This window comes from Amycolatopsis camponoti (genome assembly GCF_902497555.1).
GTDB classification, from domain to species: Bacteria; Actinomycetota; Actinomycetes; order Mycobacteriales; family Pseudonocardiaceae; genus Amycolatopsis; species Amycolatopsis camponoti.
The window spans coordinates 1,167,144-1,192,463 of record NZ_CABVGP010000003.1 but is presented as its reverse complement, the minus strand read 5'-3'; the positions used below and the strand labels follow the sequence as shown (position 1 = coordinate 1,192,463).

Here is a 25,320-nt window from a genome sequence, read left to right as displayed (position 1 = left end):
GTATGAGTGATCCCGTCGACGTACCCATCACCGGCGAGCCGATCCGGCTCGGCCAGTTCCTCAAGCTGGCCGGCCTCGCCGAAGACGGCTCCCACGCGAAGGACCTGATCGACGCGGAGGAGGTCACGGTCAACGACGAGGTGGAGACCCGCCGCGGCCGCCAGCTGACCGACGGCGACGTCGTGGCGGTCGGCGGCAACCGCGGCAAGGTCATCCTCGTGCGCTAGCCCACGCTGGTCAGCGGCGGCAGGCCGATCGACGCGGCCAGCGCGTCCAGCTCCCGGCGCACCGGGCCGGACAGGGGCACCCCCAGAGCCCGGCACTGCTCCAGGTGCTGGGCCTCGCGCCAGCCGGGGTAGCGGATCGGCGCGCCGCCGTCCCAGCCGAGCATGCTGCCGAACAGCGCGCTGGCCGCGCGGTAGAAGCCGTCGGCGCTGCGCAGCGTCGTCGGTGCGATCGCGAGCACCAGCAGGCCCGTGTCGTGCTCGTGGTCGGCGACGCCGGAGAGCACTCCGGCGAGGACCTCGACCAGCAGCGTCAGCCCGGCACCTTCCGAGCCGGAGCGGTCCATGTCGAAGACGAACTCGGGGTACGCGCCGCCGGGCGCGGCCATGCCCAGGGGGTTCATCGGCTGGCCGGGTTCGCCGCCGGCGGCGAGCACCAGCCCGATCATCGCGTGCGGCAGGGCCCGCGCGGCGTGGTGCCCGGCCCGGCCGAAGGGGCCGACGCCGCGCAGCGAGACGAGCCCTACGCCGAAGCGGCCGGCCCGCGTCACCGCCCGGTCCATCGCGTCGCCGACCGCCCAGAGGCCGGACGCGCGGCGGTAGTCGATCAGCGCGGCGGCGCCGCGGTCGGCGATCATCAGCGGCTCGGCGTGCGGCACGACGTGCCCGGTCTTCAGCATCGGCAGGTGGATCCGGGTCAGGTCGGCGACGCCGGTCTCCGGTGAACCGGTCAGGTCGCCGTGGCACAGGGCTTCCGCCGCGATGCGGGCCCGTGCTTCGGGAAAGCCGTGGGCGGCGAAGACGTGTGCCACGAGGGTGACCAGCTCGTCGGCCCGCACGCGCGGCCAGGCCTGTTCCGGGATCGGGGTTTCGGGGATTTCTTCTTGGGCGATCACGGGTTCGGGGCGGGCGGATCGGAAGGGACGCGGTCTGAGAGGCACTTCCCCGACACTGCCCAACGGCGGGAACCGGCGTCAACGCGCCGGGGCCGGGCCTACCCGACCGTGTGATCGGAAGGTCCGAAGAGTCGTACCCTGGGCGGCATGTGCCGAAACATCACCACCCTCAGAGGGCTTCAGCCGTCCGCGACGGGCGAGGAGATCGAGGCCGCGGCTCGCCAGTACGTGCGCAAGGTGACCGGCGTGCAGTCGCTGTCGGACGCCACGCGCGAGCCGTTCGAAGCGGCGGTCGCCGAGATCACCGAGATCACCGCGCGGCTGCTGGAACAGCTGCCCGAACGCCGTCAGCCGCCGGCGACGATCCCGCCGTTGCGCCGCCCCGAGGTCCGGGCGCGGATGGCGGCTCAGGCGCTCAAGCGCCCCTGAAACTGTCGGACCCCGCCGATAGGCTGGCCGCATGGGCGGACAGGGTTTGGTACTGGGTGGCGGCGGGGTCGCCGGGATCGCGTGGACGACGGGGCTGCTGGCCGGGCTGGCCGCGCACGGCCAGGACCTGACGGGCGCGGACCTGCTGGTCGGGACGTCGGCGGGGTCGGTGGTCGCCGCGCAGGTGACGAGCGGTACTCCGCTCGACGAGCTGTACGCGCGCCAGGCCGACCCGGCGCGCCACACCCCGGAGATCCCGGCCGAGATCGACTTCGAGAAGTTCGCGGCCGAATTCGGCGGCGCGGTCACCGGCTCGACATCGCCGGCCGAGGTCCGGCGCGCGGTGGGCCGGTTGGCGCTGGCGGCCGAAACGGTGTCCGAAGGGGAACGCCGCGCGGTGATCGAGGCGCGCCTGCCGGTGCACGAGTGGCCGGAGCAGCGCTTGGTGATCGTGGCGGTCGACGCGGAGACCGGCGAGCCGCGCCGCTTCGACCGCGCTTCCGGGGTGTCCCTGGTGGACGCGGTGGCGGCGAGCTGCGCGGTCCCCGGCGTCTGGCCGGCGGTGACGATCGGCGGCCGCCGGTACGTCGACGGCGGCGTCCGCTCGGCCGAGAACGCCGACTACGCGACGGGCTGCACCCGCGTCACCGTGGTTTCGCCGCTGGGCCCCGATGCCCCGCTGCCGATGGAGAAACCGCTGCTCGCGGTGCTGGACGACCTGCGCGCGGCGGGCGCGGAGGTCACGCTGGTCGCCCCGGACGAGGCGTCGGTGGCGGCGATCGGTGAGAACCCGCTGGACCCGGCGACCCGCCGGCCGGCCGCGGAAGCGGGGCGCGCGCAAGGGGCGGCTCTGACGCTCAGCTGGACGTAGGCCTGACGCGGGGACGGCCGCGCTCGCCGGGCCGGGCCCCCGGTGTCCCGGACTCCGTCGGCTACCCTCGTGGGGCGAGGTAGCGTGTCCGAGCGGCCGAAGGAACATGTCTTGAAAACATGCGAGGGGGCAACCTCTCCGTGGGTTCGAATCCCACCGCTACCGCTCCGGGCCCCGGGCGCGAACCAGCCGCGCCCGGGCTCAGCCCTCCGCCTCGGACAGGTGACCCAGCACCCGGTCGAACGCCGCGGCGATCGTCGCCTGTTCCACGGGACTCAGCAGGTCGATCAGGTGCTCGCGCACCCCTTCCACGTGCGTCGGCGCCGCCTTTTCCAGTAGCGCCTTGCCGTCTTCCGCCAGCTCCGTGATGACGCCGCGCTTGTCCTCCGGGTCGCGCACGCGCCGGACCAGGCCCGCGACCTCGAGCCGGCCGACCTGGTGGGACAGCCGGCTCTTCGTCGAGCCCATCAGCACGGCCAGCTCCGACATCCGCATCCGGTGACCGGTCTGCATTTCCAGGCACACGAGCACTTCGTAGTCGGTCAGCGACACGTCGTGCCGGTCGGCCAGTTCGCGGTGCAGCCGCTGCCGCAGCTTCAAGGTCGCCACGATGTAGGAGCGCCACGCCGCCATCTCGGCATCGTTCAACCAACGCACAGGCCGCTCCTCGGTCATAAGGCAGCCTAGAACGCTGATCAAGGGACCGCGCGGTCCGAGTCCGAACTGCAGGCCGGTAAAAATGCCGTCGCAACATCACCCGGAGGTGGGGTTACGAAAAGGTTGAGACTCGGCCGGAAAAGGCGCATTCTGCTTGTCTGCGGATGGTCGGTCAGGGTATGGCGCGACGACGGTGACGCGCCGGCCCGGCCCCCCGCCGGGAGAGGTCAGGTGGTTGCGTGGCGGGTGATTCTCGCGGTTGACCGCCTGCTGTGTCCCCGCGACCGGAACGGCTCACGAACGGGCCGGGCGCGACTTGTGAACAGCACCGCGCGGGTTTCCATGCGTTCACGCATACGGCGTCGATCGGGCCTGTATCGGGTCACGACCTCGGCAGTCGTGACGACAGCGCCTGAACGCCGGCCCCACTCGCGGCCAACCGCCGACCAAAGACACAACCTCGGTACTGAGCCTGGGTGTGGCCGCCAGCGCGACGGCCGCGCCCAGGCTCGTTATATTCGCCGGGTGAGATTCGACGACGACGCCGGCCTGGATGCCTCCGAGGTCCAGGACCTGCGCGGAAGCGGTGGAGGCGGCGGCGGCGGGATCGGCGGCCGCGTTGCGCTCGGCGGCGGCGGACTCGGCGTCGTCGGGCTGATCATCTACTTCGTGCTCTCCCAGCTCGGCGGGGTGAGCCCCGGCGGCAGCGGCCTGAGCGGCGGGCTCGGCAGCGTCGGCTCCGGTCAGCAGGTCGACAACACCAAGCTGTCGAGCCAGTGCAAGACCGGCGCGGACGCCAACAAGAACCACGACTGCGCGATCGTCGCGATCGTGAACTCCGTCCAGGACTACTGGGCGCAGCAGTTCGCGCGCTCCGGCTCGACCTACCAGAAGGCGCCGACGAAGTTCTTCAACGGCGGCGTGCGGACCGGCTGCGGCAGCGCCACGTCGGACACCGGGCCGTTCTACTGCCCGGCCGACTCCGACGTCTACATCGACCTTTCCTTCTTCGACGAGCTGAAGACCCGCTTCGGCGCGCAGGGCGGCCTCTTCACCGAGGCCTACGTCCTCGCGCACGAGTACGGGCACCACGTGCAGAACCTGCTCGGCACGTCGAAGAAGGGCACCGGCACCGGCCCGACGTCCGGTTCGGTGCGCCTGGAGCTGCAGGCCGACTGCTACGCCGGCGTCTGGGCCAACCACGCCTCGACGACGCCGACCGAGAGCGGCAAGCCGCTGATCACCGACGTCACCCAGGACGACATCAACTCCGCGCTGGACACCGCGTCCCGCATCGGCGACGACTACATCCAGGAGAACCTCGGCGGCGGCCAGGTCGACCGTTCGAAGTTCACCCACGGCACGTCCGCGCAGCGCAAGAAGTGGTTCACCACCGGCTTCCAGACCGGCGACCCGGCCCGCTGCGACACCTTCGGCGCCAGCAACCTCGGGTGAGACGCGGAGAAGGGGCCGTCCCGGTGCGGGACGGCCCCTTCTCCGTGTGGTTACGCGGTCAGCGCGTGCGGGTCGTGACCGGCGACGGCGCGCGCGGAGAAGTTCCGCTGCGCACCGCGTTCGGCGGCCTTCTGCTTGGCCGCCTTGCTCTTGCCCGGCTGCACGCCGTTGACGCTCTCGGTGCTCGTCGCGTAGACGCCGAGGGCCCAGGCGACGCCGTCCGCGTTGCGGTCCAGCGCGACCCGGTCGATGTTGCCCAGGTTGTCGCAGGCCTGGTGGTAGCACGGGTCGAACGCGATGCCGGCCGTGCCGCCCCACTTCGCCGCCTGCGCCGGGGTCTTGACGACCTCGGCGCCGGTGTCCAGGCCGCCGGCCGGGATGCCGACGGCGATGAACTCGCCGTAGTCCGAGCGGCCGGTGAAGTCGGTGCCCTCCAGGGACACGCCTCGCGCGGCCTGCAAGTAGTCGACGAGGGTCTTCTCGATCTGCGCCGAGCCGTACGGGCCGGGGCCCGCGCCGACGCCGTCGGAGTTGTCGCCGTCGTAGGCGAAGTACCCGGCGTTCGGCGAGCCGATCATGTCGAAGTTCAGGTACAGCGCGATGTCGAGCTGCTGCTCGAAGGTCAGTGAGTCGACGTAGTAGGTGGAGCCGATCAGGCCGAACTCCTCCGCACTCCAGAAGCCGAAGCGGACGCCGTTGTTGACCTTCGGGCTGCTCCCCAGCTGCAGCGCCGTCTCGAGCAGGGTCGCCGAGCCGGTGCCGTTGTCGTTGATGCCCGGGCCGGCCGGGACGCTGTCGAGGTGCGACCCCAGCATCACGACGTTGTCCTTGCGGCCGGTCTTGGTCTCGGCGATGACGTTGTAGCTGGTCCGCGCCTCCTGCAAGGCGCGCAGCTCCAGGGTCACCGGCTGCCCGGCGAGGGTGGCCAGCTGCGCACCCGCGGCCGCGGTCACGCCCCCGGTCGGGATCTTCGCGTTGGCCGGGTCCCCCAGGGTCCCGTTCAGGTCGCCGTCGGTGTTGTTGTAGACGATCGCGCCGATCGCGCCGGCCGCCGCGGCGGTCTGCTGCTTCTGCGCGAACGAGCAGCCGCCGCGCTTGATCAGCGCGATCTTGCCGGCGACGTCGGCGGTGTAGTCGGTGGCCTCGCAGCCGCTGGTGTCGTCGACCGCGACCACGGCGAGCGGTGCGGTGATGCCGCCGACGGGCGTCGAGACGGTGTACTCCATCGCGATGACCGGGACGTTCTGACCGCCCGCGGTCAGCTTTTCGGCCAGCGTTTCCGAGTAGGTGAACGGGAACTCCTGGCGCGTCACCTGGAAGCCGGCCGCCTCGAGCTTGGTCGCGATGTACTCGGCGGACTTCTTGTGGCCTTCGGTGCTCGCCGCCCGCGTGCCGCCGTTGGTGTCGGCGATGCGCTGGAGGGCGATCAGGTGCCGGTTGACGCCGTTGACGTCGACCTTCTTGACGAGCTGCTTCGCCAGGGCGGGACCGTCGGGGACCGTGTTCGCGGCGGCGGCCGGGGTCAGGCCGAGCACCAGCGTCGCGCCGGCGGCCAGGGCCATCGGCGGGAGGAATCTCTTTCGGAAGAGTGACATGGTTGCTCACCTTTGTTCCGAATGAGAAGTACGTCAATGCGTCATTCGGCGGGAACTTCGTCAGCCGGTATACAGTCGACACATGTACGCGATCACCATCCGTGAGCCAGGTGACCCGGACGTTCTCGAGTGGACGGAGGTCCCGGACCCGCGTCCCGGCCCCGGCGAAGTGCTGCTGGACGTCGCGGCGAGCGCGGTGAACCGGGCGGACCTCCTGCAGCGCCAGGGCCACTACCCGCCGCCGCCCGGCGCCAGCGAAACGATCGGCCTGGAGTGCTCCGGCACGATCGCCGAACTCGGCGAAGGCGTCGAGGGCTGGAACGTCGGCGACGAGGTCTGCGCGCTGCTCGCGGGCGGCGGTTACGCGGAGAAGGCCGTCGTCCCGGCCGGGCAGCTGCTGCCGGTGCCGGGCGAGATCGACCTGATCACCGCGGCCGCGCTGCCCGAGGTGGCGTGCACGGTGTGGGCGAACGTCGTGATGCACGCGAAGCTCACCGAGGGCGAGGTGCTGCTGATCCACGGCGGCGCCGGCGGGATCGGCACGCACGCCATCCAGGTCGGCAACGCGCTCGGCGCGACCGTCGTCGTCACCGCGGGCTCGGAAGACCGGCTCGACCGCTGCCGCCAGCTCGGCGCCGACATCGCGATCAACTACAAGGAAAAGGACTTCGTCGAGGTCGTCAAGGCGGAGACCGGCGGCGCGAACGTCATCCTCGACAACATGGGCGCGTCCTACCTCGGCCGCAACGTCGACGCGCTGGCGCCCGACGGCCGGCTGGTGATCATCGGCATGCAGGGCGGCATCAAGGGCGAGCTGAACATCGGCACGCTGCTCGGCAAGCGGGCTTCGGTATTCGCGGCGGGCCTGCGCTTCCGGCCCCTGGACCAAAAGGCGGCGATCGTCGCCGACGTCCGGGAACGCCTGTGGCCGCTGGTCGCCGACGGTCTCGTCAAGCCGATCGTCGGCCAGGTCGTGCCGATGGCCGAAGCCGCGTCCGCGCACCGCGCGCTCGAAGAAGGCTCGGTGTTCGGCAAGATCCTGCTGGCCGCGAAGTCCTAGCGGAGTTCTTCGAGGACGCGCACGAGCTGGTTGATCTCGAAGACGTTGGAGTAGTGGGCGAGCCCGATCCGCACGGCGCCGCCCACTTCCCCGACGCCGAGTGACGCGAAGACGCCCGCTGCCCCGTCGTCGGCGAAGGCGCACAGCCCTTGCGACGCCAGGTACTCGGCGACTTCGGGCGATTTCTTGCCGGCGACGGCGAAGGCGAGCGCGGGGATGCGGCGCATCGCGTTGCCGATGACCATGATGTGCCGCAGCGACAGCAGCTCCGTCGACAGCTGGGCGAGCAGCCCGGCGTGGTACGACTTCGCCGAGCCGAGCGAGGTGACCAGCCGCTCGCGGCGCGACCCGGACGCGGCGTCGTCGAGGCCCGCGAGGTAGTCGATCGACGCGATCAGCCCGGCCAGCAGCGGGTAGGCGTGCGGACCGAGTTCGAGCCGGGCCGCGCCGCGCGCTCCCGGGTCGAGGGAGACGGACGCGATCCGCTCGATCAGCTCGGGGTCGCGGAAGACGAGCGCTCCCACCGAAGGCCCGCCCCAGGCCTGGGCGGACACGACCATGACGTCGGCGCCGAGCGCGTTGATGTCCAGCGGCAGGAACGGCGCGGCGTAGGTGGCGTCGACGACGACCAGCGCGCCGACCCGCTTGGCGAACTCGATGATCGTCGGGACGTCCGGGCGGGTGCCGACGGAACCGGACGCGAGCGTGACCGCGACGGCCTTCGTGCGCGCCGAGACGAGCTGCTCGTACTGCCACGCGGGCAGTTCGCAGGTCTCGATGTCGATCTCGCCCCACCGCACGACGGCACCGACGCGCTTCGCGGCGCGTTGCCACGGCGCGAGGTTGGCTTGTTCGTCGAGCCTCGACACGACGACTTCGTCGCCGATGGTCCAGCGCTCGGCGAGCGCGTCGCAGAGGCGACGCAGCATCACCGGCGAACTCGGCCCGAGCACGACACCGGCCGGGTCGGCACCGACCAGGTCGGCCACGGCCCGGCGGGCCGCGGTCACGATGCTTTCCGCGCGCTGTGAGGCCGGAAACGCTCCACCCGGCCCGGACACCGGGGCGCGCATCGCCGTGGAAACGGCCGAAGCGACCTGTTCCGGGACCAGCATTCCGGCGGCGCCGTCGAAGTGAATCCAGCCGTCACCCAGCGCGGGAAAGAGCCCACGGATACGAGCGACGTCGAACGCCATGGGGACACCGTACGGACGTGCGGTTTCGCCGTGCGTCCGGGGTTGGGTGGAGAGCCACCGGGAACCCCGATAGCCGCTACGCTCGGAGACGGACACCCCGCAGGTGTCGCGGAGCGTGTCGAAGGCGAGCCAGGATGGAGCACATGACCGAGCCGAACTTCACAGCCGGTGACCCCGATCAGGAATCTTCACCCCACGTGGTGGTAGTCGGCTCCGATGGTTCACCTGTCGACGGCGCGGAGCACGCCGAGGCGGTGGGCGAGCTCATCGAAGAGCCGGCCAAGGTGATGCGGATCGGCACGATGATCAAGCAGCTCCTGGAGGAGGTCCGCGCGGCCCCGCTGGACGACGCGTCCCGCACCCGGGTCCGCGAGATCCACCAGACATCGGTGAAGGAGCTGGCGGCTTCGCTGGCCCCGGAGCTGCAGGACGAGCTGGAGCGCTTGGTCCGGCCGTTCACGGACGACTCGACGCCTTCGGACGCGGAGCTGCGGATCGCGCAGGCTCAGCTGGTGGGGTGGCTCGAGGGGTTGTTCAGCGGAATCCAGACGGCGCTGTTCGCCCAGCAGATGGCGGCTCGAGTGCAGCTGGAGCAGATGCGGCGGGGGTTGCCGGCCGGGCCTTCGGCGGCCGGGCACGGGCCCGAGGGGCACGGGCCGGGGATCTCGGGGACGGGCCAGTACCTCTGACGGTTGTCCCGGGGTTGTCCACAGACCCGAGGGGATGTGGACAACCCCTGTGGACAACTCGCGTTCCGGCAGTTTTGTCCGAGGGCACCGATAGACTGGCCAAGGGGACGCCCCCCAGGGAAGGGCGGGGGCTGCTGTCCGGCCCCCTGGCCCTCAGGGGCGCAGCTCGGTGAAGAACTTCCGGATGTCGCCGATCAAGGCGTCCGGTTCCTCCAACGCCGGGAAGTGCCCGCCTCGGGGGAACTCCGTCCAGTGGACGATCTTGTCCGTCCTCTCCGCCAGCGCCCGGATCGGCAGACCGATGTCGTCCGGGAAGACCGCCACTCCGGTCGGGACCGTGTTCGGTGCCGGCGGTGCTCCCCAGCCTCCGCTCAACGCCGCGTACAACCGCGCCGAGGAGTTGGCCGTCTCCGTGAACCAGTAGATCGACACGTCCGCCAGCAGGTCGTCGCGGTCGATCAGGTCCGTCGCCGTGTTCGAGAACGACCGGAACTTCTCCGCGATCCAGGCCAGCTGCCCGGCCGGTGAATCGTGGAGGCCGTACGCAAGCGTTTGCGGCTTGGTCGCCTGGATGATCGCGTAGCCCGTTCCGGACGCCGAGAACGCCTGGCCCTTCTCCAGCGAGCGGCGGCCGGCCTCCTGGTCCGGCAGCTCCGCCAGGTCCGACGGGGTCCGCACCACCGCCGACGCCAGCATCGTCACGTGGATCCCCAGCAACCGCGACGGGAACTGGACCGCCAGCTCCCGCGAGATGGTCGCGCCCCAGTCGCCGCCGTGGGCGCCGAATCGCTCGTAGCCCAAGCGGGTCATCAAGGTGGCGAACGCGCGCGCGATCCGGTCCGGGCCCCAATCCGGGGTCGGCGTCGGGCCCGAGAAGCCGTAGCCCGGGATCGACGGGACCACCACCGTCAACGCCGACGCGGGATCGCCGCCGTACGCGCGCGGGTCCGTCAGCGGGCCGATGATGTCCAGGAACTCGACGATCGAGCCCGGCCAGCCGTGCGTCAGCAGCACCGGCGTCGCCGACGGCTCCGGCGAGACCACGTGCAGGAAGTGGACCTTCGTGCCGTCGATCGTCGTCGTGAACTGCGGGAAGCCGTTGATCCGCTCCTCCTGCGCCCGCCAGTCGAAGCCCGTGCGCCAGTATTCGGCCAGCTCACGCACGTAATCCACCGGCGCACCGAGCCGCCAGCCGGCGTCGGCGGGCTGGTCGGGCCAGCGTGTGTTCGCCAGGCGCGCGCGGAGGTCGTCGAGGTCGGCCTGCGGGATGTCCACACGGAACGGGGTGATGGTCATGCCTCAACGATAGGAAGCATCGCGGACAGATCCGGTCCTCGATTCGAGACGATCCAGAACCCGATCCACCCCACGTCCGTCCACTGTGGACGACGCCGCGGCCGACAACCGCTCCCGGAGTGCCGGGTCGGACAACAGCGAACGCAGCACCGCCGTCACCGAAGGCAGCCGCTCCGCCAACGACTCCGCGGGACCGAGACCGGCCGTCAGGCCGAGCTCCACGGCGGCCCGGTAGCCCGGCTCCTGGTTGTCCACCAGCCGCACCGCCGCCGTCGGGACGCCGAGGCAGCACAACTCCACGAACGTCACGCCGGCCGCGCTCACCGCGACGTCGGTCGTCGCGAACAGCTCCAGCAGCGCCGGGCTCGGTGGCGAAACCCGGATCGACTGGCCCGGAAGCAGCGCGGGGAGCGAAGGCTCGCCGCGCACCAGGACGTCCGCCGCGAACGGCAGTTCCGTGTCGCGAAGCGCGCGAAGCAGCAACCCGACTGTGGACGCCCACTGGTCGCCGCCGCCCAGGGCCACCGTGACGCGCGGCGGCGGCCCGGACGGCACTCGGCGCGTAGCCCGCACGACGTCCCGAAGCGGCGCGTACGCGATTCCCCTCAGCAAGACGTCCGAGCCGTCGTCAGGCCGGGCGGAAACCGCGAAGCCCGAGTCCACGACGATGTCCGCGGGCCGGCGCCCGAACACGTCGTCCTCGATCGAGACGAGCTGCGCGCCCGCCGCGTTGACCTCTTCGCGCAGGTCACCGAGGCCGTAGTGGTCGACGACCACCGCGTCGAACCCGGAAGCGTCGAAGGACACACGCGCGACGCCCAGCTCGTCGAACCGCGAGGCGAGCCATTCGGCGTTGTCGACCCGGCCCGAGAACGCGACCGAGAACCCCCGCGCCACCGCGCGCTCGGCGTAGGCGACCATCCGCGCGACGTGCCCGGCGCCGATCGACGCCGACGCGTCCGCGCGCAGGAGCAGCCTCACGAACCGACCTTCTTCTGCTCGACGTGCGCGTTCAGCGCCACCAGCTCCGGCCGCGACCGCAGCAGCGCGACCACCGCGCGCCAGTCGCCGACGCCGTCCCCCAGCTCGGCCACGAGCGCTTCGAGCACAGCCCAGTCCTCCGCGGTGTCCAACGTCACGCGCAGGTCGTCGGCCGCCGGACTCACGACGACACCACTGCACGAATAGCGCGTGGGCTGCGAGTAGATGCCCGAGGTGACGTGCTCGCGGTGCGCGCCCGTCGCGCTGGAAACCTGCTCGAGAAGCACAGCGGCCCGCACCAGCTCGGCGTCGAAGCCGCGCGGGAGGGTCCGGACCAGCGTCGTGCTCACGTAGTCCAGCGACGGCTGGGCCCGCCACAGCGTCACGAGCTGGCCGATCAGCGACGGGTCCAGCAGCGGGCAGTCGGCGGTGAGCCTGATCACGGCGTCGGCGGGGTGCTCGCGCACCGCGACCGCGAACCGCTCCAGGACGTCGTCGAGCGGGCCGCGAACCACAAGAGCCCCGCAGCGGGCGGCTTCGGAAGCGACGTCGTCGTCCGAAGCGTCCGAAGACGTCGCGACCACGACCTGGTCGACGCCGGGTGCGGCCGCCGCGGCCCGGACGACCCAGCCCAGCACGCTGCGGCCGCCGAGCGGGCGCAGCACCTTGCCGGGGAGCCTGGTCGACGTCGACCGGGCCTGGATGACGGCGTTGACCACGGGCGCTGCGCACATGGGTGACATGATGGCCGACGGCCACAGTCACCGAACCGCGGAGGTCAACGATGTCCGAGCTGGATGGCTCCAGCATCCTGCTCACCGGCGGGACCGGTTCGTTCGGCAAGGCGTTCATCGCGCACGCGCTCGCCGAACTGAACCCGAGCCGGCTGGTCGTGCTCTCCCGCGACGAGCTGAAGCAGTACGAAGCCCGGCAGTTGTTCAACGACGACCCGCGCCTGCGCTGGTTCATCGGCGACATCCGCGACCGGCGCCGGCTCGAGCGCGCCATGCACGGCGTCGACTACGTCGTGCACGCCGCCGCGCTCAAGCAGGTCGACACCGGCGAGTACAACCCGTTCGAGTTCGTCCAGACCAACGTCATGGGCTCGCAGAACGTGATCGAGGCCGCGATCGACACGGGCGTCAAGAAGGTCGTCGCGCTGTCGACGGACAAGGCGTCCAGCCCGATCAACCTCTACGGCGCCACCAAGCTGTGCGCCGACCGGATGTTCATCAGCGGCAACCACTACGCGGCCGCGCACGTGACGCGCTTCTCCGTGGTCCGCTACGGCAACGTGATGGGCTCGCGCGGCAGCGTCATCCCGTTCTTCCGCAAGCTGGCCGAGCAGGGCGAGTCGCTGCCGATCACGCACAAGGACATGACCCGGTTCTGGATCACGCTCCCCCAGGCCGTGCAGTTCGTCGTCGACTCGTTCGACCAGATGCACGGCGGCGAGCTGTACGTGCCGCGGATCCCGAGCATGCGGCTGGTCGACCTGGCCCAGGCGATCGCGCCGGGCAGCGAGATGCACGAGGTCGGCATCCGCCCGGGCGAGAAGCTGCACGAAGAGATGATTGCCCCGGACGACGCTCGCCGGACCGTCCAGCTCAAGGACCGCTACGTCGTGCAGCCGCACCTCGCGGGCTGGGGTTACCAGGAGCCGCAGGGTGGGACGCCGATGCCGGAGGGCTTCGCCTACCGCTCGGACACCAACGACCTCTGGCTCAACGGCGAGGAGCTGCGCGAACTGGTCGAGCAGCATGCCTGACTTCCTCCCTTACGGACGTCAGTCGATCAGCGAAGAGGACATCCAGGCGGTCGTCGACGTCTTGCGCGGCGACTGGCTGACCACCGGGCCCGCCGTCCAGCAGTTCGAGAACGACCTCGCGGCGCACACCGGCGGGGCCCCCGCGGTGGCCGTCACGTCGGGTACGGCGGCCCTCCACGTCGCCTACGCGGCGGCCGGGCTGAAGGCCGGTGACGAGGTCGTCGCGTCGCCGATGACGTTCGTCGCGACCGCCGCGACGGCCGCGCTGCACGGCGCGAAGGTGGTCTTCGCCGATGTCGAACCGGACACCGGCAACCTGGACGTCGAAGCGGCGAAAGCCGCGATGACCGACCGGACGAAGGTCGTCGCCGCCGTCGACTATGCCGGCCACCCGGCCGAGCTGGACGCGCTCGCCACGATCGCGCACCACGCGGGCGCGCTGCTGCTGGAGGACGCGGCGCACTCCGTCGGCGGCTCGTGGCAGGGCCGGCCGGTGGGCTCCATCGCCGACCTGACGACGTTCTCGTTCTTCCCGACGAAGAACCTCACGACGGCCGAGGGCGGCGCCGTCGTCACGCCGGACGCGGGCCTGCTCGACCGGGCGCGGAAGTTCCGCAACCACGGCCTGGTCCGCGACCGCGCCGAGCAGCGCTACCCGGACGAGGGCGGCTGGCACCAGGAGGTGCACGAGTTCGGCCTGAACTACCGCCTGCCGGACGTCCTCTGCGCGCTCGGCAGCAGCCAGCTGAAGCGGCTCACGGAGTTCAAAAAGCGCCGCGCCGAGATCCACGCCCGCTACAGCGCGGCGTTGGCCGACGTCGACGGCGTGGCGACTCCGCCGAGCCGCCCGGGCGCCGACCCGGTGTGGCACCTCTACCCGCTGCGGGTCCTCGAAGGCCGCCGCAAGGCGCTGTTCGAGCACCTGCGCGGGGCCGGCATCGGCGTCCAGGTGAACTACATCCCGGTGTACTGGCACCCGGTGTTCGAGGACCTCGGGTACCGGCGCGGGCTCTGCCCGAACGCCGAGGCGTACTACGAGCAGGAGCTCTCGCTGCCGTTGTTCCCGTCGCTGACGGACGCCGACGTCGACCGCGTCGTCGACGCCGTGCGCACGTTCTTCGGCTAGATCAGGTCCCAGGTCAGGGGCGTGCCCTTCGCGGCGTCGACGCGGAAGGTGCGCCCCACGACCTTGGTGATTTCGGCCGGGGCCAGGCCGCCGGCGGGCCGGATCGACCGGACGTTCGCCGCGGTCACCTCGTCGCCGGCACGCACGTCCTCGACCACGTAGAGGGACCGGCGCAGCCGCAGGCCCTCCTTCTCGCTCTCCCGCGGGCCCAGCACGGCCTGCCCCAGCGCCTCCCACGCCCGGTGCGTCTCGGTGACCAGGGCGGCCAGCTCCGACGGCTCCAGCGAGAACTCCGAGTCGACGCCGCCGTCGGCCCGGGCCAGCGTGACGTGCTTCTCGATGGCCACCGCGCCGAGCGCGACGGCCGCGACCGGCGCCCCGATGCCCGGGGTGTGGTCGGAGAGGCCCACCAGCGTCTGCGTCAGACCGGCCAGGAGCGGCAAGCCGCGCAGGTTGCTCTCGGACGGCGACGCCGGGTAGCTCGCCGTGCAGCCGAGCACGATGAGCTGGTCGTTGCCCGCTTCCCGCGCGGTGCGCACCGCCGCGTCGATCTCGGCGACGTTCGCCATGCCGGTCGAGATGACCAGCGGCTTGCCCGTGCGAGCGCACAGCTCGACCAGCGGCAGGTCGACGATCTCGGACGACGCGATCTTGTACGCCGGCGCGTCCAGCGACTCCAGCAGCTCGACCGCGGTCGGGTCGAACGGGCTGGAGAAGATCTCCAGGCCGCGAGCACGGGCGCGCTCGAAGAGCGGTTCGTGCCACTCCCAAGGCGTGTGGGCCTTTTCGTACAGCTTGTACAGGTTTTCGCCGCCCCACAGGGAATGCGAGTCACCGATCCGGAACGCCGGGGTGTCGACGTCGATGGTGATCGTGTCCGGGCGGTAGGTCTGCAGCTTGACCGCCTGCGCGCCGGTCTCCGCGATGGCGTCGATGATCTGCAGCGCCCGGTCGAGGTCGCCGTTGTGGTTGCCGGACATCTCGGCGATGACGAACGGCGCGTGGCCGGGGCCGATCAGGTGCGCGCCGAACCGGATGTCGTGCATGGTGCCTCCCCGGGGTGGACTGCGGGTCAGCTCAGAGTCTTGCGCAGCTGCCGGAAGCCGCTGACGGCAGGCGCGGCTTCGGCGTACCCGGCGTGCTCGAACAGCTTCGCCGAAGCGGTGTTGTCCTGGTGGACGGCGGCCAGCACGACCCGGACGCCGAGGCGCTCCCACGCCGCCCGCTCCCCCTCGGCGAGCACCGCGCCGGAGAGACCACGGCCGCGGCTCTCGGGGGCGAGCGTGATGCTGACCTCCCAGCCGTCGCCGTCGCGCCGGTCGAACCGGACGGTGCCGACCGGCGCGTCCTCGTGCTCGACGACGAGCAGCAGCCGGTCCGGGTCCGCGAGCACCCCGCGCAGCCACGCGAGGTGCTCGTCCAGGGCCACCACGGCCGTCGAGCGCGACGACTGCCGCGTCCGCGGGTCGTTGCGCCAGCCCAGCAGCAGCTCGGCGTCCGTTTCGGTGGCTTCCCGGGCGTGCAAGGCTACTGGCTGACGGGCTCTTCGACCCGGTCCTCGAGGCGCCGGAGCCGGTCCTCGTAGCGGGAGATGCCGGCGAGCCGGACGCGGATCTGAGCGTGCTGGCGCTGGATCTCCTCGATCAGCGTGCGGGCCTCGGCGGTCTGGGCGCTGTCGGTGTTCGGCACCAGCGACATCGACTCGCGCAGCGTCTCCAGGCGGCCTTCCTGCGCGGCCACGTGCGGGATCAGGCGGTCGAGCTCGGCACGGGTCCAGCGCAGGTCACCACGGGCCTGCTCCAGGCTGTGCTCGGCGTTGTCCAGCCGGCGCCGGTGGTCGGCGGTGGCGTGCTCGAGGTTGTTGACGCGATCGGCCAGTCCGCGGGTGCGGTCGTCGACCCGGAAGTCGATGAGCCGGGCGATCCGGCCGACGAGGCCTCTGCCGAGCTTCTGCATTGCCATGGGTGGTCCTTACGTGGGGTGGGGACGCGCGTCTAGCGCAGGAGGGTGGTGTCACCGGTCTTGGTCCAGGAGTCCAGCAGCCGCCCTTCGGCGGCGATCTGGTGCTCCGGCCCGACGATGCAGGAGTCGCCCGCGGCGTGCTCCCAGGAGGTCTGGTCCGGGTTGTCGATGAACGAGAACCCGGTGAGCACGAGCTGGGCTGTCGGGAACGACGTCCGCGCGATCCAGGCGGCCAGCGTGCCGGTGGTCGACCACGTCGGCTCGTCGCGCGTCGGCAGGCCCAGCGCGTCCGACAGCGGCAGCACGACCTCGCGGTTCGACACCGGGACCGCGCCGAGGTCGGCGGGCCACCAGCCCGGCACGTCCTCCGGCTCCCAGTGCATCCGGCCGGGCTCGACCAGCAGGTAGAGCCGCCTCCGGTAGTCCTGGAAGACGAACGGGGTGGCCCGGATCGCCCGGTTGAACACCACGACGTGCGTCCGGGAGCCGACGACCTCCTCGCCGGGCTTGTCGACGACGAAGCCGTTGACGCGGATCACGAGGTCGCACGCGTCGATCGCCTTCGCCCGCTGGGGGTCGGGTGGGAGCGGCTGGTTTCCGACGACGGCCACGGAACGGGGGTCCGGCCGGTCGGCGTACGCCGCGAGCAGGTTGACCATCAAGCTCGCCGCGCCGAGAGCAGCAGTCATAAGCCGAGAAAGTACCAGCACGCAGGACACACCCCGCCGCGTAGCGGTCCCTAACCTCTACCACACGGGCGGGGTGGCCCGGACGCCGCTCATCCCATCGGTACCCTCGTCCACGTGCATGCCACCAGCACGGTTCAGGCCGCGGACTCGCCCGTGACGACCTCGGCGCCGCCGATGTCGGACAGCAAGACGTTCGCGCGCGCCTTCGCCGACATCCAGGCCGGTTTCAACGCTCGCGAGCTGTGGGGTCACCTCGGCTGGCAGGACATCAAGCAGCGCTACCGCCGGTCGGTGATCGGGCCCTTCTGGATCACGATCAGCCAGGCGGTCATCGCACTCGGGCTCGGGCTGCTGTACTCGCAGCTGTTCCACTCGCCGATCGAGGTGTTCCTGCCCTACCTGTCCACGGGTTTCATCCTGTGGGGGTTCATCAGCGGGTGTCTCGCCGAGGGCATGGAGACGTTCATCTCCAACGAGGGGCTGATCAAGCAGCTCCCGGCGCCGCTGAGCGTGTACATGCTGCGCACGGTGTGGCGCCAGACGCTGCTGCTGGCGCACAACATGATCGTCTACATCGTCATCCTCGTGATCTTCTTCAGCGCGCTGGACAACCGGTACTCGCTGGGCTCCGCGGACGGCCTGTGCCACGCGGACCTGTACTGCCACCCGGGCCTGAGCTGGAACATCCTGCTCGCCATCCCCGGCTTCGTCCTGCTGGCGCTGAACGCGGGCTGGGTGACGCTGCTGCTGGGCATCATCTCGACCCGGTTCCGCGACATCCCGCAGGTCATCAACTCGCTGATCCAGCTGCTGTTCTACGGCACGCCGATCGTCTGGCCGGTGGACCAGCTGCTCGGCGGCGGGGCCCGCGCGAGCATTTCGTGGGTGCTGCCGATCATCCAGCTGAACCCGCTGTACCACTTCATGCAGGTGGTCCGGGCGCCGCTGCTCGGCCAGTCGTTCACCCCGGGCAACTGGATCGTGGTCGGCTCCATCACCATCGTCGGCTGGGCGCTCGCGCTCGTCGCGATGCGCAACTACCGTGCCCGCGTCTCCTACTGGGTGTGACACAAAATGGTCAGCATTGACGTCCACAACGCCTTCGTCGACTTCCCGATCTTCGACGCGAAGACCCGGTCGATGAAGAAGAAGGTCCTCGGCAAGGTCGGCGGCAAGATCGGCACCGACACCAAGGTGCCCATCATCGAAGCCCTGCACGACGTGACGCTTTCGCTGCGCGAAGGCGACCGGGTCGGCCTGGTCGGGCACAACGGCGCGGGCAAGTCCACGCTGCTGCGGCTGCTCGCCGGCATCTACGAGCCGACCCGCGGGTCGTCGCGGATCCAGGGCAAGATCGCGCCGGTGTTCGACCTCGGCGTCGGCATGGACCCGGAGATCTCCGGGGTCGAGAACATCATCATCCGCGGCCTCTTCCTCGGCATGACGGCCAAGGAGATGGAGAAGCGGGTCGACGACATCGCGGAGTTCACCGAGCTCGGCGACTACCTGCAGATGCCGCTGCGGACGTATTCGACGGGCATGCGCGTGCGGCTCGCGCTGGGCGTCGTCACCTCGATCGACCCGGAGATCCTGATCCTCGACGAGGGCATCGGCGCGGTCGACGCGGCGTTCCTCAACAAGGCGCGCGACCGCCTCAAGGACCTGGTCAAGCGCTCCGGGATCCTGGTGTTCGCCAGCCACTCGGACGAGTTCCTGTTCGAGCTGTGCGACTCGGCCATCTGGATGGACGAAGGTCACCTCAAGCAACAGGGCTCGTTGCGGGACGTCCTCACCGGGTACAAGGGCCGCGACCCGTTCGCGGACATGAGCAAGGAAACGCTGCAGCGACTCGGCATCGAGCCGGTGGCGACGACGAACGGCGGGGAATGATGACCAGCGAGACCCGGCAGCTGCCCGACGGCGCGGTCGTCGGCGTGGTCGTCACGCGGCACCGGCGGGAGCTGCTCGCGGACTCGCTGAAGATCATCGCGGCCCAGACCCGGCCGGTCGACCACCTGGTCGTCGTGGACAACGGGCCGGACGACTCGGCCCGTGAGGTCGTCGAGAACTACCCGCTGCCGCACACGTACCTGCCTTCGCACCGCAACCTCGGTGGCGCGGGCGGGTTCGCGCTGGGCATGCTGCACGCGCTGTCGCTGGGCGCGGACTGGGTCTGGCTGGCCGACGACGACGGGCGCCCGGCCGACGAGAACGTGCTGGAGATCCTCCTGGCGGAGGCGGACAAGCGGAACCTGGCGGAGATCTCGCCGGTGGTGTCGAACATCGACGCACCGGACAAGCTGGCGTTCCCGCTGCGCCGCGGCCTGACGTGGAAGCGGTCGCAGTCCGAGCTGGGCGTGGACTTCCTGCCCGGCATCGCGTCCCTGATGAACGGCGCGCTCTTCCGCGCGTCCACTTTGGACGTCGTCGGGGTGCCGGACCTGCGCCTGTTCTTCCGCGGCGACGAGGTCGAGCTGCACCGCCGCCTGGTGCGTTCGGGCCTGCCGTTCGGCACGTCGCTGAAGACGAAGTACCTGCACCCGGACGGCTCGGACGAGTTCAAGCCGATGCTGGGCGGCAAGTTCCACGCGCAGGACCCGGAGAACGAGGTCAAGCGGTACTACACGTACCGCAACCGCGGATACCTGTTGTCCCAGCCGGGAATGCGCAAGATCGGCGCGCTGGAGATCGTCCGGTTCGGACTGTACTTCGTGGGCGTGAAGCGTGACCCGAAGGCGTTCCTGCAGTGGCTGAAGCTGGTCCGGCAGGGCCGGGCGGAGAAGTTCTACCGCTACTGAAACTGCCCTTCGAGCGGCACGGGGACAGCTTCGGTCCGGACGTCGGTGAGCTCGGCGGCGGGCACGGTTTTCCGCCAGACCCGGTAGTCCACTTCGGACAGTCCGAGGTCGCGCGCGAGCAGGTAGTCTTCGTCGACCAGGTGCACGTCGGCGGTGTCGCGCGTCCGGGCGAGGAGCTCGAAGGTGCCCCCGCGCCACCGGCACAGGGTCCGCACGAAGCTGAGCTCGTCCAGCTCGACCTGGTCGACGGCCTTCATCCGGAAGCCGTAGGTCTCCCCGAAGTCGGCCGGCGCGACGGCACCCGGCAAGGGGTGCAGCACGAGCCGGGCCGGCCCGGCGAACTCGGCGTCGAAGTCGCCCCCGCGGTACCGGGCGGTGTAGCCCCGCCGCACGAGCGGCGGCAGCGGCACGGGCGGCGGGAAGAACGTGGCCTCGCCGAACGCGTCCTTCTGCTCGGGGATCCAGCCGACCTTCCGGCTGTGGTACTGCGCCAGCCGCTCTTCGGTGTTGTCGGCGCGACGCACGAGGAGTTCGGCACCGGCGGGGAGTTCGATCAGCCGCAGGACGTATTCGGGCAGCGGGTGGTCGACGCCGGGGAAGTACCCGGTCCCGAGGTACGGCGGCGGGTACACGCGGGCCGTCCCCAGCTCGTGGGCGATTTCCCGGTCGGTCGATCCGTAGGAGGTGCGGAACGGGAAGGTGTGCCCGGCGGTGAAGCGGAGCAGGTACAGCTCGTCGAGCGGGCCCCAGCCGGGGATCTTCGCGAGGCCGTAGTTCCGGACGGCGGCCGCGGTGTCCAGCTCGGCGACGTCCTCGGCGCGGCCGGCGAACCCTTGGACCCGGTGCGGTTCGAAGCGGCCGGGGACGATGACGTTGCCCAGGTAGAAGCCGACCAGGCCGGGCTTGACCGGCAGCTGGACGACCGTGCTGCCGAGGAGACCGGCGGGAGCGTCAGGACTCACGGGATTCACGCTCTTCCTGCTCTTTCCGCCACGGCCCGAGGTTGTCGACGCGCTCTTCGCGGAGGTTACTCACCATGTGCTTCGGAGCCACCGCCGCGAACGTCATCCGGTCCATCCGCTGGAACTGCACCTCGGGGTGGCGCTCCGGCTCGGCCCAGACCCGTTCCGCCCACTTGCCATCGCCGGCTGTCATGAAGAGGGAGTAGCGGCCGTCGCGCTCATCCGCCACCTCGAACTCGTGCTCGAGGAAGGTGCCCCACGTGCGAACCGTGTACCACTCGTCGAGTTCCCCGATCGGTACCTCGGCGACCAGGACATCACCGTCGTAGAGCGCCATCCGGCCCGGCGGGCGCCCGGACGCCTCGTACTCCTTGCCCTGGTGGACAGCGTAACTGTCAGCCATCGGAACCCCCTCGGCCGCGCACGTCGAACCACCCTCTCTTCTCCAGGTAAACGCCCGCCAGCACTTCGGTGCCGTCGGCCCGCACGAGCCACATCTCACCACGCCCGGCGTAACCGCGGGGCGCGTGCAGCCACTCGGGCACCCCGCCGCCCGTGTACCCCGTCCCCAGGAACGGCGGCTTCCACTCGCGGGGGTTCGCCTGTCCGGACGCCACCTGCATGTCGTGCGCGGACCCCGGATCCGTACCGCCGTAGCTGATTTCCATCGCCTGGCGATCGTCCAAAGCCGGGAAGCGCAGCTGGTAGGCCTCGTTGGCGCCCGCCTTGATCGGGGTCCAGCCGGCGCCCTGGTCGTCCAGGGCGAGCTTGTCGCGGAACTCGGCCGGAGTGCCGTGCTGCGCCGTATCGCTGCCGCGGGCGATCGATCCGGCCACCGAGTTCGGGTAGTTCGTCTCCGTCTTGCCGGTGTGGCGATCCACGTAAGTGGTTTCGTTGCCGAGGGTGGCCTCGCCGATCTCGGGTTTGACCACCTTCGTCATGAACTCGCCCGGGTTGGCCTTCAGCTCGTTGCGGACCGCCACGATCTCCGCGCGCTGGGCCGGGGTCAGGTCGGCTGTCGGCTGGAGGGTCATCGCCAGGTGCTGGTCCGGGTCGTAGCCCAACCTGCTTGCCGCGTCGCGGATCTGGTTGTCCGTCGAGGTCGGGCGCGTCTGCATCGACTCGCGCGTGTACTGGCCGCGCAGCTCGTCATCCGATGCGTGGTGGCCCTGGTTGTTGTGCATTCCGCCGCCGTCGTCCGGCAGGCGGGGTGGGGGGTTCGAGCCTGGTGGGGGCGGGTTCGAACCACCGCCGGCTGCCTTTGTCGGCGGCGCGTCGACCGCCTTGCCAGCCGAGGCGATCGTGGCCGCGTTGTTCGCTTCCGTGGTCTCGTAGTGCTCGCGGACCGCCTTCGTGCGCGCTCCCGCGTCCTCGACCGCCTTGCCCGCTCGGGCGACATGCTCTTTCGCCGCGCTCACCGTTCCGTTGAGCGTGCCGGTCATGCCCGACCCGATCACGCCCATCGACTTCGCGCCGAAGTTCGCGCTCGCCACCGTCTGACCGACCGCGTGGACCTTGTCCTTCGTGCGGCCGAGGTGGCCCTCCATCGTGCCGAGCGAGTCCGTGTGGACCCCGTACCCGCCGCTGTGACCGCCCGCCGGGGCGTGGGACTCGTGCGCCGGACGCGGCTCGGTGGGGTGCGTGTTCGGCGTCTCGTGGTGCGTCGGCGACGTGTCCGTGTGGTGCGGCGTGCTGGTGTGGTGCGGCGTGCTCGTGTGGTGGGTCGCCACGTCACGCCTCCGTCTCGTACGGCTTCGCGGCCTGGTACGCGCCCATCGCGAGACCGCCGACCGTCGAGAACCGGTCGAGGCCCTTGGTCAGCTTCTCCATCGCCTCCATCAGCTTGGCCAGCCGGCCGCCTTGGCGCGCGAAGCCTTCGAGGAGCTTGCTGATCTTGCCCGCGATCTTCGACGCCGTCGCCGCGGCGCGCGCCGAGGCCACCCCGCAGAACGCCGCGATCGAGCCACCGAAGGTGACCACCGCCGAGGCCGCCGCGATCAGCGCGTCGCGGATCAGCTCGGCGATCACCGACGAGATGAGCCCGAAGACGATGCCGCGCAGCGTGCAGACGAGCATGCCGGAGATGCCCGCGACCGCAGCGGTCCCGTCGAGCGTCTTGCCGAGGGATTCCAGCTCCTCGGCCATCTTCGTGAGGCTGTCGCGGTACGCGTCGGCGGCCTGGCCGGTCCATTCGGCGACGCTGCGGAGGTCGTCGCGGTGTTCTTGGGCGAGCGTGTGCATCTCGGCCGCGGCGGACTTGAGCTGGTCGACGTTGGCGTTGATCTCGTCGGGGTTGCCGAGCAGCGCGTCGAGCGGCTCGCGCAGGAAGCTGATGTGCTCCAGCAGCCAGCCGACACCGGCGTTGAGGACGGCGCCGAGCGGGTCGATCGCGGCGCCGACGGTGTCGACGACCGCGCCGGCCGCGCTGACCGCGACGCCCAGGACGTGTTCGCCTTCGGACTCGGAGTCCGACTTGATCGAGTCGACGAGCCCGGCGTAGGTGTCGACGATGCCGGCACCCGAGGTAGCGGTGGTCATGGTTGCGGTCCCCTCAGTCCCGGCGCAGGAACGTGTTGTCCCCGAAGTCGTCATCGTCGTCGCGCGGCGGCCTCGGCGGGCGGCGCACGGGTGGCGGCGGCGGGGTTTCCGGCTCGTCGTGCTGCCAGAGCCGGCGTTCCCGCGACGGCTCGGGCGCGACCTGCTCCTCGGGCTCCTCCGGCGGCAGGTAGCCGGTGACCATGTGCATCGCCTCGGTGTCCCCGCCCAGCGGCGCGAAGGCGGCGGCGACGTTGACGGCGGCACCGCGCTGCGCCTTGCGCGCGAGCTTGAGGATCTCCTCGGCGAGCTTGGCCCCGGACTTGCCGGTCAGCGCCGAGTCGGTGAGCTGCAGTTCGGTGAGTGAGCCGTTCGGCGCGACGCCGACGCGGATGGTGCCGTCGGGCGACGCGACGGTCGTCCCGGAGGCCTCCAGCCCGGCCCGGAACTCTTCCGCCTTCTCGCGCACGTCGGCGATCTTCGTTTCGAAGTTCGCCAGCCATTCCTCAGGGGTCATCTTCGCCTCCGCGGTCTCCGACGCGCAGCGAAGGTTACGGGTTCCACGTCCGGCTTGAACGCGAAACGGCCCCGGTCGCCCGGGGCCGTTCGCCGTTGTCCGCTATTCGCCGATGACCGGCGGGGCGGTGCGCAGGTCGGTGCCGAAGACCTCGTCGGGGTCGCCCTCGACCAGGTACGTCGGGCGCGAGTGCTCGGTGTCCTCGTCACCCTCGCCCTTCTGGCCGCGGCCCATGCCGCCACCGCCCATGCCGCCACCGCGGCCGGACGCGCTGCCGGAGCCGAGGCCGCCCATCCCGCGCCCGGCGGCCGCTTCGGCCGCGCCGATGCCACCCGGCCGGGCCGCGCCCGAGGCGGAACCCGCGCCCGTCGAGCCACCGGCCCCGCCCGAGCCACCGGGGCCGAAGCCGCTGCCGCCGCGGCCCGCACCGCCGCCGACCTTGGAGTTGTAGGCCTCGTCGCCGCCGAAGTTCATGCCGCCGCCCATGGGCATGGGGCTCATCGGCGGCATGCCGCCGAGCGACTGGTTCGGGTTCGGTGCCGACCCACCCTGGACCGACCCCGGCGTGAAGCCCGACGGCGTGGTGGTGCCGGCCGGGAGCAGGCCCGCGCCGGTGGTCGAGCCGGGGCCGGAGAACTGCGGCGTACCGGTGGTGCCGGTGGTGCCGGTACCGGGGATGGCGCCGGTGGTGAAGTTGTTGGTGCTGCCACCCGGCGTGTTCACCGAGCTCGAGCCCGGCATGTCCACACTGGACGGGGTGTTGATGCCGTTCTTGTCCCCGGTGCCATTGGGGTCACCGGTACCCCCACCGGTGCTGAAGCTGGGCGGCGGCGCGAAGGCCGGCTGCTTCGACGCGGCCTGGTAGAGGTTCTTGTCGTAGGTCGCCATGACGCCCGCGGCCTCGTCGTGCGCCGCCTGGCTGTCCTTCTGCTTCTGGAGCGACTTGTCGACGTTGTCCGGCAGGCTGAAGGGGTTCGAGGTCGCCCAGGACTTGAACTCGTCGCCCCACGAGAACGGAATGGGGGCAGGCATGGAGTTCTTGGCCGTCGAGGCGGCTTGGCCCTGGTCGTAGATGGTCTCGGAGGCCAGCTTCGCGTTCTGCGAGTTCGCGTCGGACCACGTGCCCAAGCTGGTGAAGTACTGCTGCGCGTTGGTTGCCGCGGTGCCTTCCCAAGTGCCCTTGGAGGCGTTGACCGCGGTGTTCATCGAGGTGGCGAACTTGTCGAAGACCTGGTGGACGTCATGGTAGGCCGTCGAAAGCTCCGAAACCTGATTGACGTCCAAGTTGGTGTCCAGGTATTGCTTGAGCTGCTTGTGGTCGCTGCCCTTGTAGTCCGCGCCCGACGGGTTCAGGCCCTGCACGTACTCGACATCGCGGCCTTCGGTGGCGTCCTTGATGTTCTTGTCGCCCATCTGCTGGGCCTGGTTCTTCGCCTTGGCCTGGGCCACCCACTGCTGCACCGGCCCGAACAGCCAGCTGCTCGGGTCGACGCCTTCCTCGGCCTTCTGCTGGAGGTAGGCGTCGCGCTCGGCGGGCGCCATGTCCTGAACCTGCTCGGGTGTCTTGTCCGCGGTCTTCGGCGGCGGTCCCTGTCGCGTCGTCATCTGGGTTCC

The 25,320-nt window shown here is 70.8% G+C and carries 28 protein-coding genes and 1 tRNA gene; 12 read left to right on the top strand and 17 right to left on the bottom strand.

Features of this window, described 5'->3' with window-relative positions; translation table 11 throughout:
* Nucleotides 1–2: 2 nt before the first annotated feature.
* On the top strand, nt 3–227 hold the full coding sequence (locus AA23TX_RS42145; protein ID WP_155548524.1) for an RNA-binding S4 domain-containing protein: 225 nt from the start codon (nt 3–5) through the stop codon (nt 225–227).
* Here AA23TX_RS42145 and AA23TX_RS42140 read toward each other — a convergent pair.
* Nucleotides 224–1,165: an Ldh family oxidoreductase gene (locus tag AA23TX_RS42140; protein WP_196425835.1), complete on the bottom strand. Its 942-nt coding sequence runs from the start codon at nt 1,163–1,165 to the stop codon at nt 224–226. The genes AA23TX_RS42145 and AA23TX_RS42140 overlap by 4 nt on opposite strands.
* Nucleotides 1,166–1,267: 102 nt before the next feature.
* On the opposite strand from AA23TX_RS42140, the gene AA23TX_RS42135 reads away from it, so the two are divergent.
* The 3 genes from AA23TX_RS42135 (at nt 1,268) to AA23TX_RS42125 (ending at nt 2,585) form a co-directional block, all read left to right on the top strand.
* Nucleotides 1,268–1,549: a DUF2277 domain-containing protein gene (locus AA23TX_RS42135; protein ID WP_155548522.1), complete on the top strand. Its 282-nt coding sequence runs from the start codon at nt 1,268–1,270 to the stop codon at nt 1,547–1,549.
* Nucleotides 1,550–1,580: 31 nt separating this feature from the next.
* Nucleotides 1,581–2,420: a patatin-like phospholipase family protein gene (locus AA23TX_RS42130; RefSeq protein ID WP_196425834.1), complete on the top strand. Its 840-nt coding sequence runs from the start codon at nt 1,581–1,583 to the stop codon at nt 2,418–2,420.
* Between the two features lie 78 nt (nt 2,421–2,498).
* Nucleotides 2,499–2,585, top strand: a tRNA-Ser gene (locus AA23TX_RS42125).
* 36 nt (nt 2,586–2,621) lie between these two features.
* Here the strand turns inward: AA23TX_RS42125 and AA23TX_RS42120 are convergent.
* Complete coding sequence (locus AA23TX_RS42120) at nt 2,622–3,095, bottom strand: MarR family winged helix-turn-helix transcriptional regulator (protein ID WP_196425833.1); 474 nt, start codon at nt 3,093–3,095, stop codon at nt 2,622–2,624.
* Between the two features lie 507 nt (nt 3,096–3,602).
* Here AA23TX_RS42120 and ypfJ point away from each other — a divergent pair.
* Complete coding sequence (gene ypfJ / locus AA23TX_RS42115) at nt 3,603–4,532, top strand: KPN_02809 family neutral zinc metallopeptidase (protein WP_155548520.1); 930 nt, start codon at nt 3,603–3,605, stop codon at nt 4,530–4,532.
* Nucleotides 4,533–4,582: 50 nt separating this feature from the next.
* Here ypfJ and AA23TX_RS42110 read toward each other — a convergent pair whose 3' ends face one another.
* On the bottom strand, nt 4,583–6,127 hold the full coding sequence (locus tag AA23TX_RS42110) for a M28 family metallopeptidase (RefSeq protein WP_230863049.1): 1,545 nt from the start codon (nt 6,125–6,127) through the stop codon (nt 4,583–4,585).
* Nucleotides 6,128–6,209: 82 nt separating this feature from the next.
* On the opposite strand from AA23TX_RS42110, the gene AA23TX_RS42105 reads away from it, so the two are divergent.
* Nucleotides 6,210–7,187: an NAD(P)H-quinone oxidoreductase gene (locus tag AA23TX_RS42105; RefSeq protein WP_155548519.1), complete on the top strand. Its 978-nt coding sequence runs from the start codon at nt 6,210–6,212 to the stop codon at nt 7,185–7,187.
* Here the strand turns inward: AA23TX_RS42105 and AA23TX_RS42100 are convergent.
* A complete protein-coding gene (locus tag AA23TX_RS42100) occupies nt 7,184–8,383 on the bottom strand; it encodes a cysteine desulfurase-like protein (RefSeq protein ID WP_155548518.1) in 1,200 nt (399 codons plus the stop codon). The two genes, AA23TX_RS42105 and AA23TX_RS42100, sit on opposite strands and share 4 nt — an antisense overlap.
* A gap of 134 nt (nt 8,384–8,517) precedes the next feature.
* Between AA23TX_RS42100 and AA23TX_RS42095 the strand changes: the two genes are divergently transcribed.
* Nucleotides 8,518–9,072 carry a bacterial proteasome activator family protein gene (locus tag AA23TX_RS42095; protein ID WP_155548517.1) on the top strand — a complete coding sequence of 185 codons (555 nt, stop codon included), beginning with the start codon at nt 8,518–8,520 and terminating at the stop codon, nt 9,070–9,072.
* 153 nt (nt 9,073–9,225) lie between these two features.
* Here the strand turns inward: AA23TX_RS42095 and AA23TX_RS42090 are convergent, their stop codons facing one another.
* The 3 genes from AA23TX_RS42090 to AA23TX_RS42080 are packed head-to-tail and all read right to left on the bottom strand — an operon-like array spanning nt 9,226 to nt 12,092.
* A complete protein-coding gene (locus AA23TX_RS42090) occupies nt 9,226–10,368 on the bottom strand; it encodes an epoxide hydrolase family protein (RefSeq protein ID WP_155548516.1) in 1,143 nt (380 codons plus the stop codon).
* Nucleotides 10,369–10,371: 3 nt separating this feature from the next.
* Nucleotides 10,372–11,349, bottom strand: a complete 978-nt coding sequence (locus tag AA23TX_RS42085; RefSeq protein WP_155548515.1) for a PseG/SpsG family protein — start codon at nt 11,347–11,349, stop codon at nt 10,372–10,374.
* Complete coding sequence (locus tag AA23TX_RS42080) at nt 11,346–12,092, bottom strand: cytidylyltransferase domain-containing protein (protein WP_196425832.1); 747 nt, start codon at nt 12,090–12,092, stop codon at nt 11,346–11,348. Before AA23TX_RS42080 ends, AA23TX_RS42085 begins: the two co-directional genes overlap by 4 nt.
* Nucleotides 12,093–12,133: 41 nt before the next feature.
* Between AA23TX_RS42080 and pseB the strand changes: the two genes are divergently transcribed.
* Entirely contained in the window at nt 12,134–13,117 is a 984-nt protein-coding gene (gene pseB / locus AA23TX_RS42075) for a UDP-N-acetylglucosamine 4,6-dehydratase (inverting) (RefSeq protein ID WP_155548513.1), read from the top strand.
* Complete coding sequence (gene pseC / locus AA23TX_RS42070) at nt 13,110–14,243, top strand: UDP-4-amino-4,6-dideoxy-N-acetyl-beta-L-altrosamine transaminase (protein ID WP_155548512.1); 1,134 nt, start codon at nt 13,110–13,112, stop codon at nt 14,241–14,243. Before pseB ends, pseC begins: the two co-directional genes overlap by 8 nt.
* Here the strand turns inward: pseC and pseI are convergent.
* The 4 genes from pseI to AA23TX_RS42050 are packed head-to-tail and all read right to left on the bottom strand — an operon-like array spanning nt 14,240 to nt 16,864.
* Entirely contained in the window at nt 14,240–15,289 is a 1,050-nt protein-coding gene (gene pseI, locus AA23TX_RS42065; protein WP_155548511.1) for a pseudaminic acid synthase, read from the bottom strand. The genes pseC and pseI overlap by 4 nt on opposite strands.
* Before the next feature lie 26 nt (nt 15,290–15,315).
* Entirely contained in the window at nt 15,316–15,768 is a 453-nt protein-coding gene (locus AA23TX_RS42060; protein WP_155548510.1) for a GNAT family N-acetyltransferase, read from the bottom strand.
* Nucleotides 15,769–15,770: 2 nt separating this feature from the next.
* Nucleotides 15,771–16,205 (bottom strand): hypothetical protein, encoded by a 435-nt coding sequence (locus AA23TX_RS42055; RefSeq protein WP_155548509.1) that lies wholly within the window; start codon nt 16,203–16,205, stop codon nt 15,771–15,773.
* Between the two features lie 32 nt (nt 16,206–16,237).
* Complete coding sequence (locus tag AA23TX_RS42050; protein ID WP_155549421.1) at nt 16,238–16,864, bottom strand: glycosyltransferase family 29 protein; 627 nt, start codon at nt 16,862–16,864, stop codon at nt 16,238–16,240.
* A gap of 144 nt (nt 16,865–17,008) precedes the next feature.
* Here AA23TX_RS42050 and wzm point away from each other — a divergent pair, with 144 nt between their 5' ends.
* From wzm to glfT1, 3 genes are read left to right on the top strand one after another with little or no spacing between them, the layout of a single operon-like run.
* Nucleotides 17,009–17,962, top strand: coding sequence for a galactan export ABC transporter permease subunit Wzm/RfbD (gene wzm / locus AA23TX_RS42045; RefSeq protein ID WP_196425831.1), 954 nt, complete (start codon nt 17,009–17,011; stop codon nt 17,960–17,962).
* A 6-nt stretch (nt 17,963–17,968) separates the two neighbouring features.
* A complete protein-coding gene (gene wzt, locus AA23TX_RS42040; protein WP_155548508.1) occupies nt 17,969–18,784 on the top strand; it encodes a galactan export ABC transporter ATP-binding subunit Wzt/RfbE in 816 nt (271 codons plus the stop codon).
* Complete coding sequence (gene glfT1 / locus AA23TX_RS42035; RefSeq protein ID WP_196425830.1) at nt 18,784–19,692, top strand: galactofuranosyltransferase GlfT1; 909 nt, start codon at nt 18,784–18,786, stop codon at nt 19,690–19,692. Before wzt ends, glfT1 begins: the two co-directional genes overlap by 1 nt.
* On the opposite strand, the gene AA23TX_RS42030 is transcribed toward glfT1, so the two are convergent.
* The 6 genes from AA23TX_RS42030 to AA23TX_RS42005 form a co-directional block, all read right to left on the bottom strand.
* Entirely contained in the window at nt 19,686–20,654 is a 969-nt protein-coding gene (locus AA23TX_RS42030; RefSeq protein WP_155548506.1) for a hypothetical protein, read from the bottom strand. The genes glfT1 and AA23TX_RS42030 overlap by 7 nt on opposite strands.
* On the bottom strand, nt 20,644–21,057 hold the full coding sequence (locus AA23TX_RS42025; RefSeq protein ID WP_155548505.1) for a hypothetical protein: 414 nt from the start codon (nt 21,055–21,057) through the stop codon (nt 20,644–20,646). Before AA23TX_RS42025 ends, AA23TX_RS42030 begins: the two co-directional genes overlap by 11 nt.
* Nucleotides 21,050–22,384: a hypothetical protein gene (locus tag AA23TX_RS42020; RefSeq protein ID WP_155548504.1), complete on the bottom strand. Its 1,335-nt coding sequence runs from the start codon at nt 22,382–22,384 to the stop codon at nt 21,050–21,052. Before AA23TX_RS42020 ends, AA23TX_RS42025 begins: the two co-directional genes overlap by 8 nt.
* A gap of 1 nt (nt 22,385) precedes the next feature.
* On the bottom strand, nt 22,386–23,192 hold the full coding sequence (locus tag AA23TX_RS42015; RefSeq protein WP_155548503.1) for a WXG100 family type VII secretion target: 807 nt from the start codon (nt 23,190–23,192) through the stop codon (nt 22,386–22,388).
* A 13-nt stretch (nt 23,193–23,205) separates the two neighbouring features.
* Complete coding sequence (locus tag AA23TX_RS42010) at nt 23,206–23,706, bottom strand: YbaB/EbfC family nucleoid-associated protein (protein WP_155548502.1); 501 nt, start codon at nt 23,704–23,706, stop codon at nt 23,206–23,208.
* A gap of 102 nt (nt 23,707–23,808) precedes the next feature.
* Nucleotides 23,809–25,311 carry a hypothetical protein gene (locus AA23TX_RS42005; RefSeq protein WP_155548501.1) on the bottom strand — a complete coding sequence of 501 codons (1,503 nt, stop codon included), beginning with the start codon at nt 25,309–25,311 and terminating at the stop codon, nt 23,809–23,811.
* Nucleotides 25,312–25,320: the final 9 nt, after the last annotated feature.

Bases quoted from the DNA above. Each gene is read 5' to 3' on its own strand.
- AA23TX_RS42135 (WP_155548522.1), top strand. From the start codon at position 1,268: ATGTGCCGAAACATCACCACCCTCAGAGGGCTTCAGCCGTCCGCGACG.
- AA23TX_RS42090 (WP_155548516.1), bottom strand. From the start codon at position 10,368: ATGACCATCACCCCGTTCCGTGTGGACATCCCGCAGGCCGACCTCGAC.
- AA23TX_RS42110 (WP_230863049.1), bottom strand. From the start codon at position 6,127: ATGTCACTCTTCCGAAAGAGATTCCTCCCGCCGATGGCCCTGGCCGCC.
- AA23TX_RS42145 (WP_155548524.1), top strand. From the start codon at position 3: ATGAGTGATCCCGTCGACGTACCCATCACCGGCGAGCCGATCCGGCTC.
- wzt (WP_155548508.1), top strand. From the start codon at position 17,969: ATGGTCAGCATTGACGTCCACAACGCCTTCGTCGACTTCCCGATCTTC.
- AA23TX_RS42005 (WP_155548501.1), bottom strand. From the start codon at position 25,311: ATGACGACGCGACAGGGACCGCCGCCGAAGACCGCGGACAAGACACCC.
- pseC (WP_155548512.1), top strand. From the start codon at position 13,110: ATGCCTGACTTCCTCCCTTACGGACGTCAGTCGATCAGCGAAGAGGAC.
- glfT1 (WP_196425830.1), top strand. From the start codon at position 18,784: ATGACCAGCGAGACCCGGCAGCTGCCCGACGGCGCGGTCGTCGGCGTG.
- AA23TX_RS42100 (WP_155548518.1), bottom strand. From the start codon at position 8,383: ATGGCGTTCGACGTCGCTCGTATCCGTGGGCTCTTTCCCGCGCTGGGT.
- pseB (WP_155548513.1), top strand. From the start codon at position 12,134: ATGTCCGAGCTGGATGGCTCCAGCATCCTGCTCACCGGCGGGACCGGT.
- AA23TX_RS42015 (WP_155548503.1), bottom strand. From the start codon at position 23,192: ATGACCACCGCTACCTCGGGTGCCGGCATCGTCGACACCTACGCCGGG.
- AA23TX_RS42105 (WP_155548519.1), top strand. From the start codon at position 6,210: ATGTACGCGATCACCATCCGTGAGCCAGGTGACCCGGACGTTCTCGAG.
- AA23TX_RS42025 (WP_155548505.1), bottom strand. From the start codon at position 21,057: ATGGCTGACAGTTACGCTGTCCACCAGGGCAAGGAGTACGAGGCGTCC.
- AA23TX_RS42120 (WP_196425833.1), bottom strand. From the start codon at position 3,095: ATGACCGAGGAGCGGCCTGTGCGTTGGTTGAACGATGCCGAGATGGCG.
- AA23TX_RS42080 (WP_196425832.1), bottom strand. From the start codon at position 12,092: ATGTCACCCATGTGCGCAGCGCCCGTGGTCAACGCCGTCATCCAGGCC.
- AA23TX_RS42130 (WP_196425834.1), top strand. From the start codon at position 1,581: ATGGGCGGACAGGGTTTGGTACTGGGTGGCGGCGGGGTCGCCGGGATC.
- pseI (WP_155548511.1), bottom strand. From the start codon at position 15,289: ATGCACGACATCCGGTTCGGCGCGCACCTGATCGGCCCCGGCCACGCG.
- AA23TX_RS42050 (WP_155549421.1), bottom strand. From the start codon at position 16,864: ATGGTCAACCTGCTCGCGGCGTACGCCGACCGGCCGGACCCCCGTTCC.
- AA23TX_RS42055 (WP_155548509.1), bottom strand. From the start codon at position 16,205: ATGGCAATGCAGAAGCTCGGCAGAGGCCTCGTCGGCCGGATCGCCCGG.
- AA23TX_RS42095 (WP_155548517.1), top strand. From the start codon at position 8,518: ATGGAGCACATGACCGAGCCGAACTTCACAGCCGGTGACCCCGATCAG.
- AA23TX_RS42010 (WP_155548502.1), bottom strand. From the start codon at position 23,706: ATGACCCCTGAGGAATGGCTGGCGAACTTCGAAACGAAGATCGCCGAC.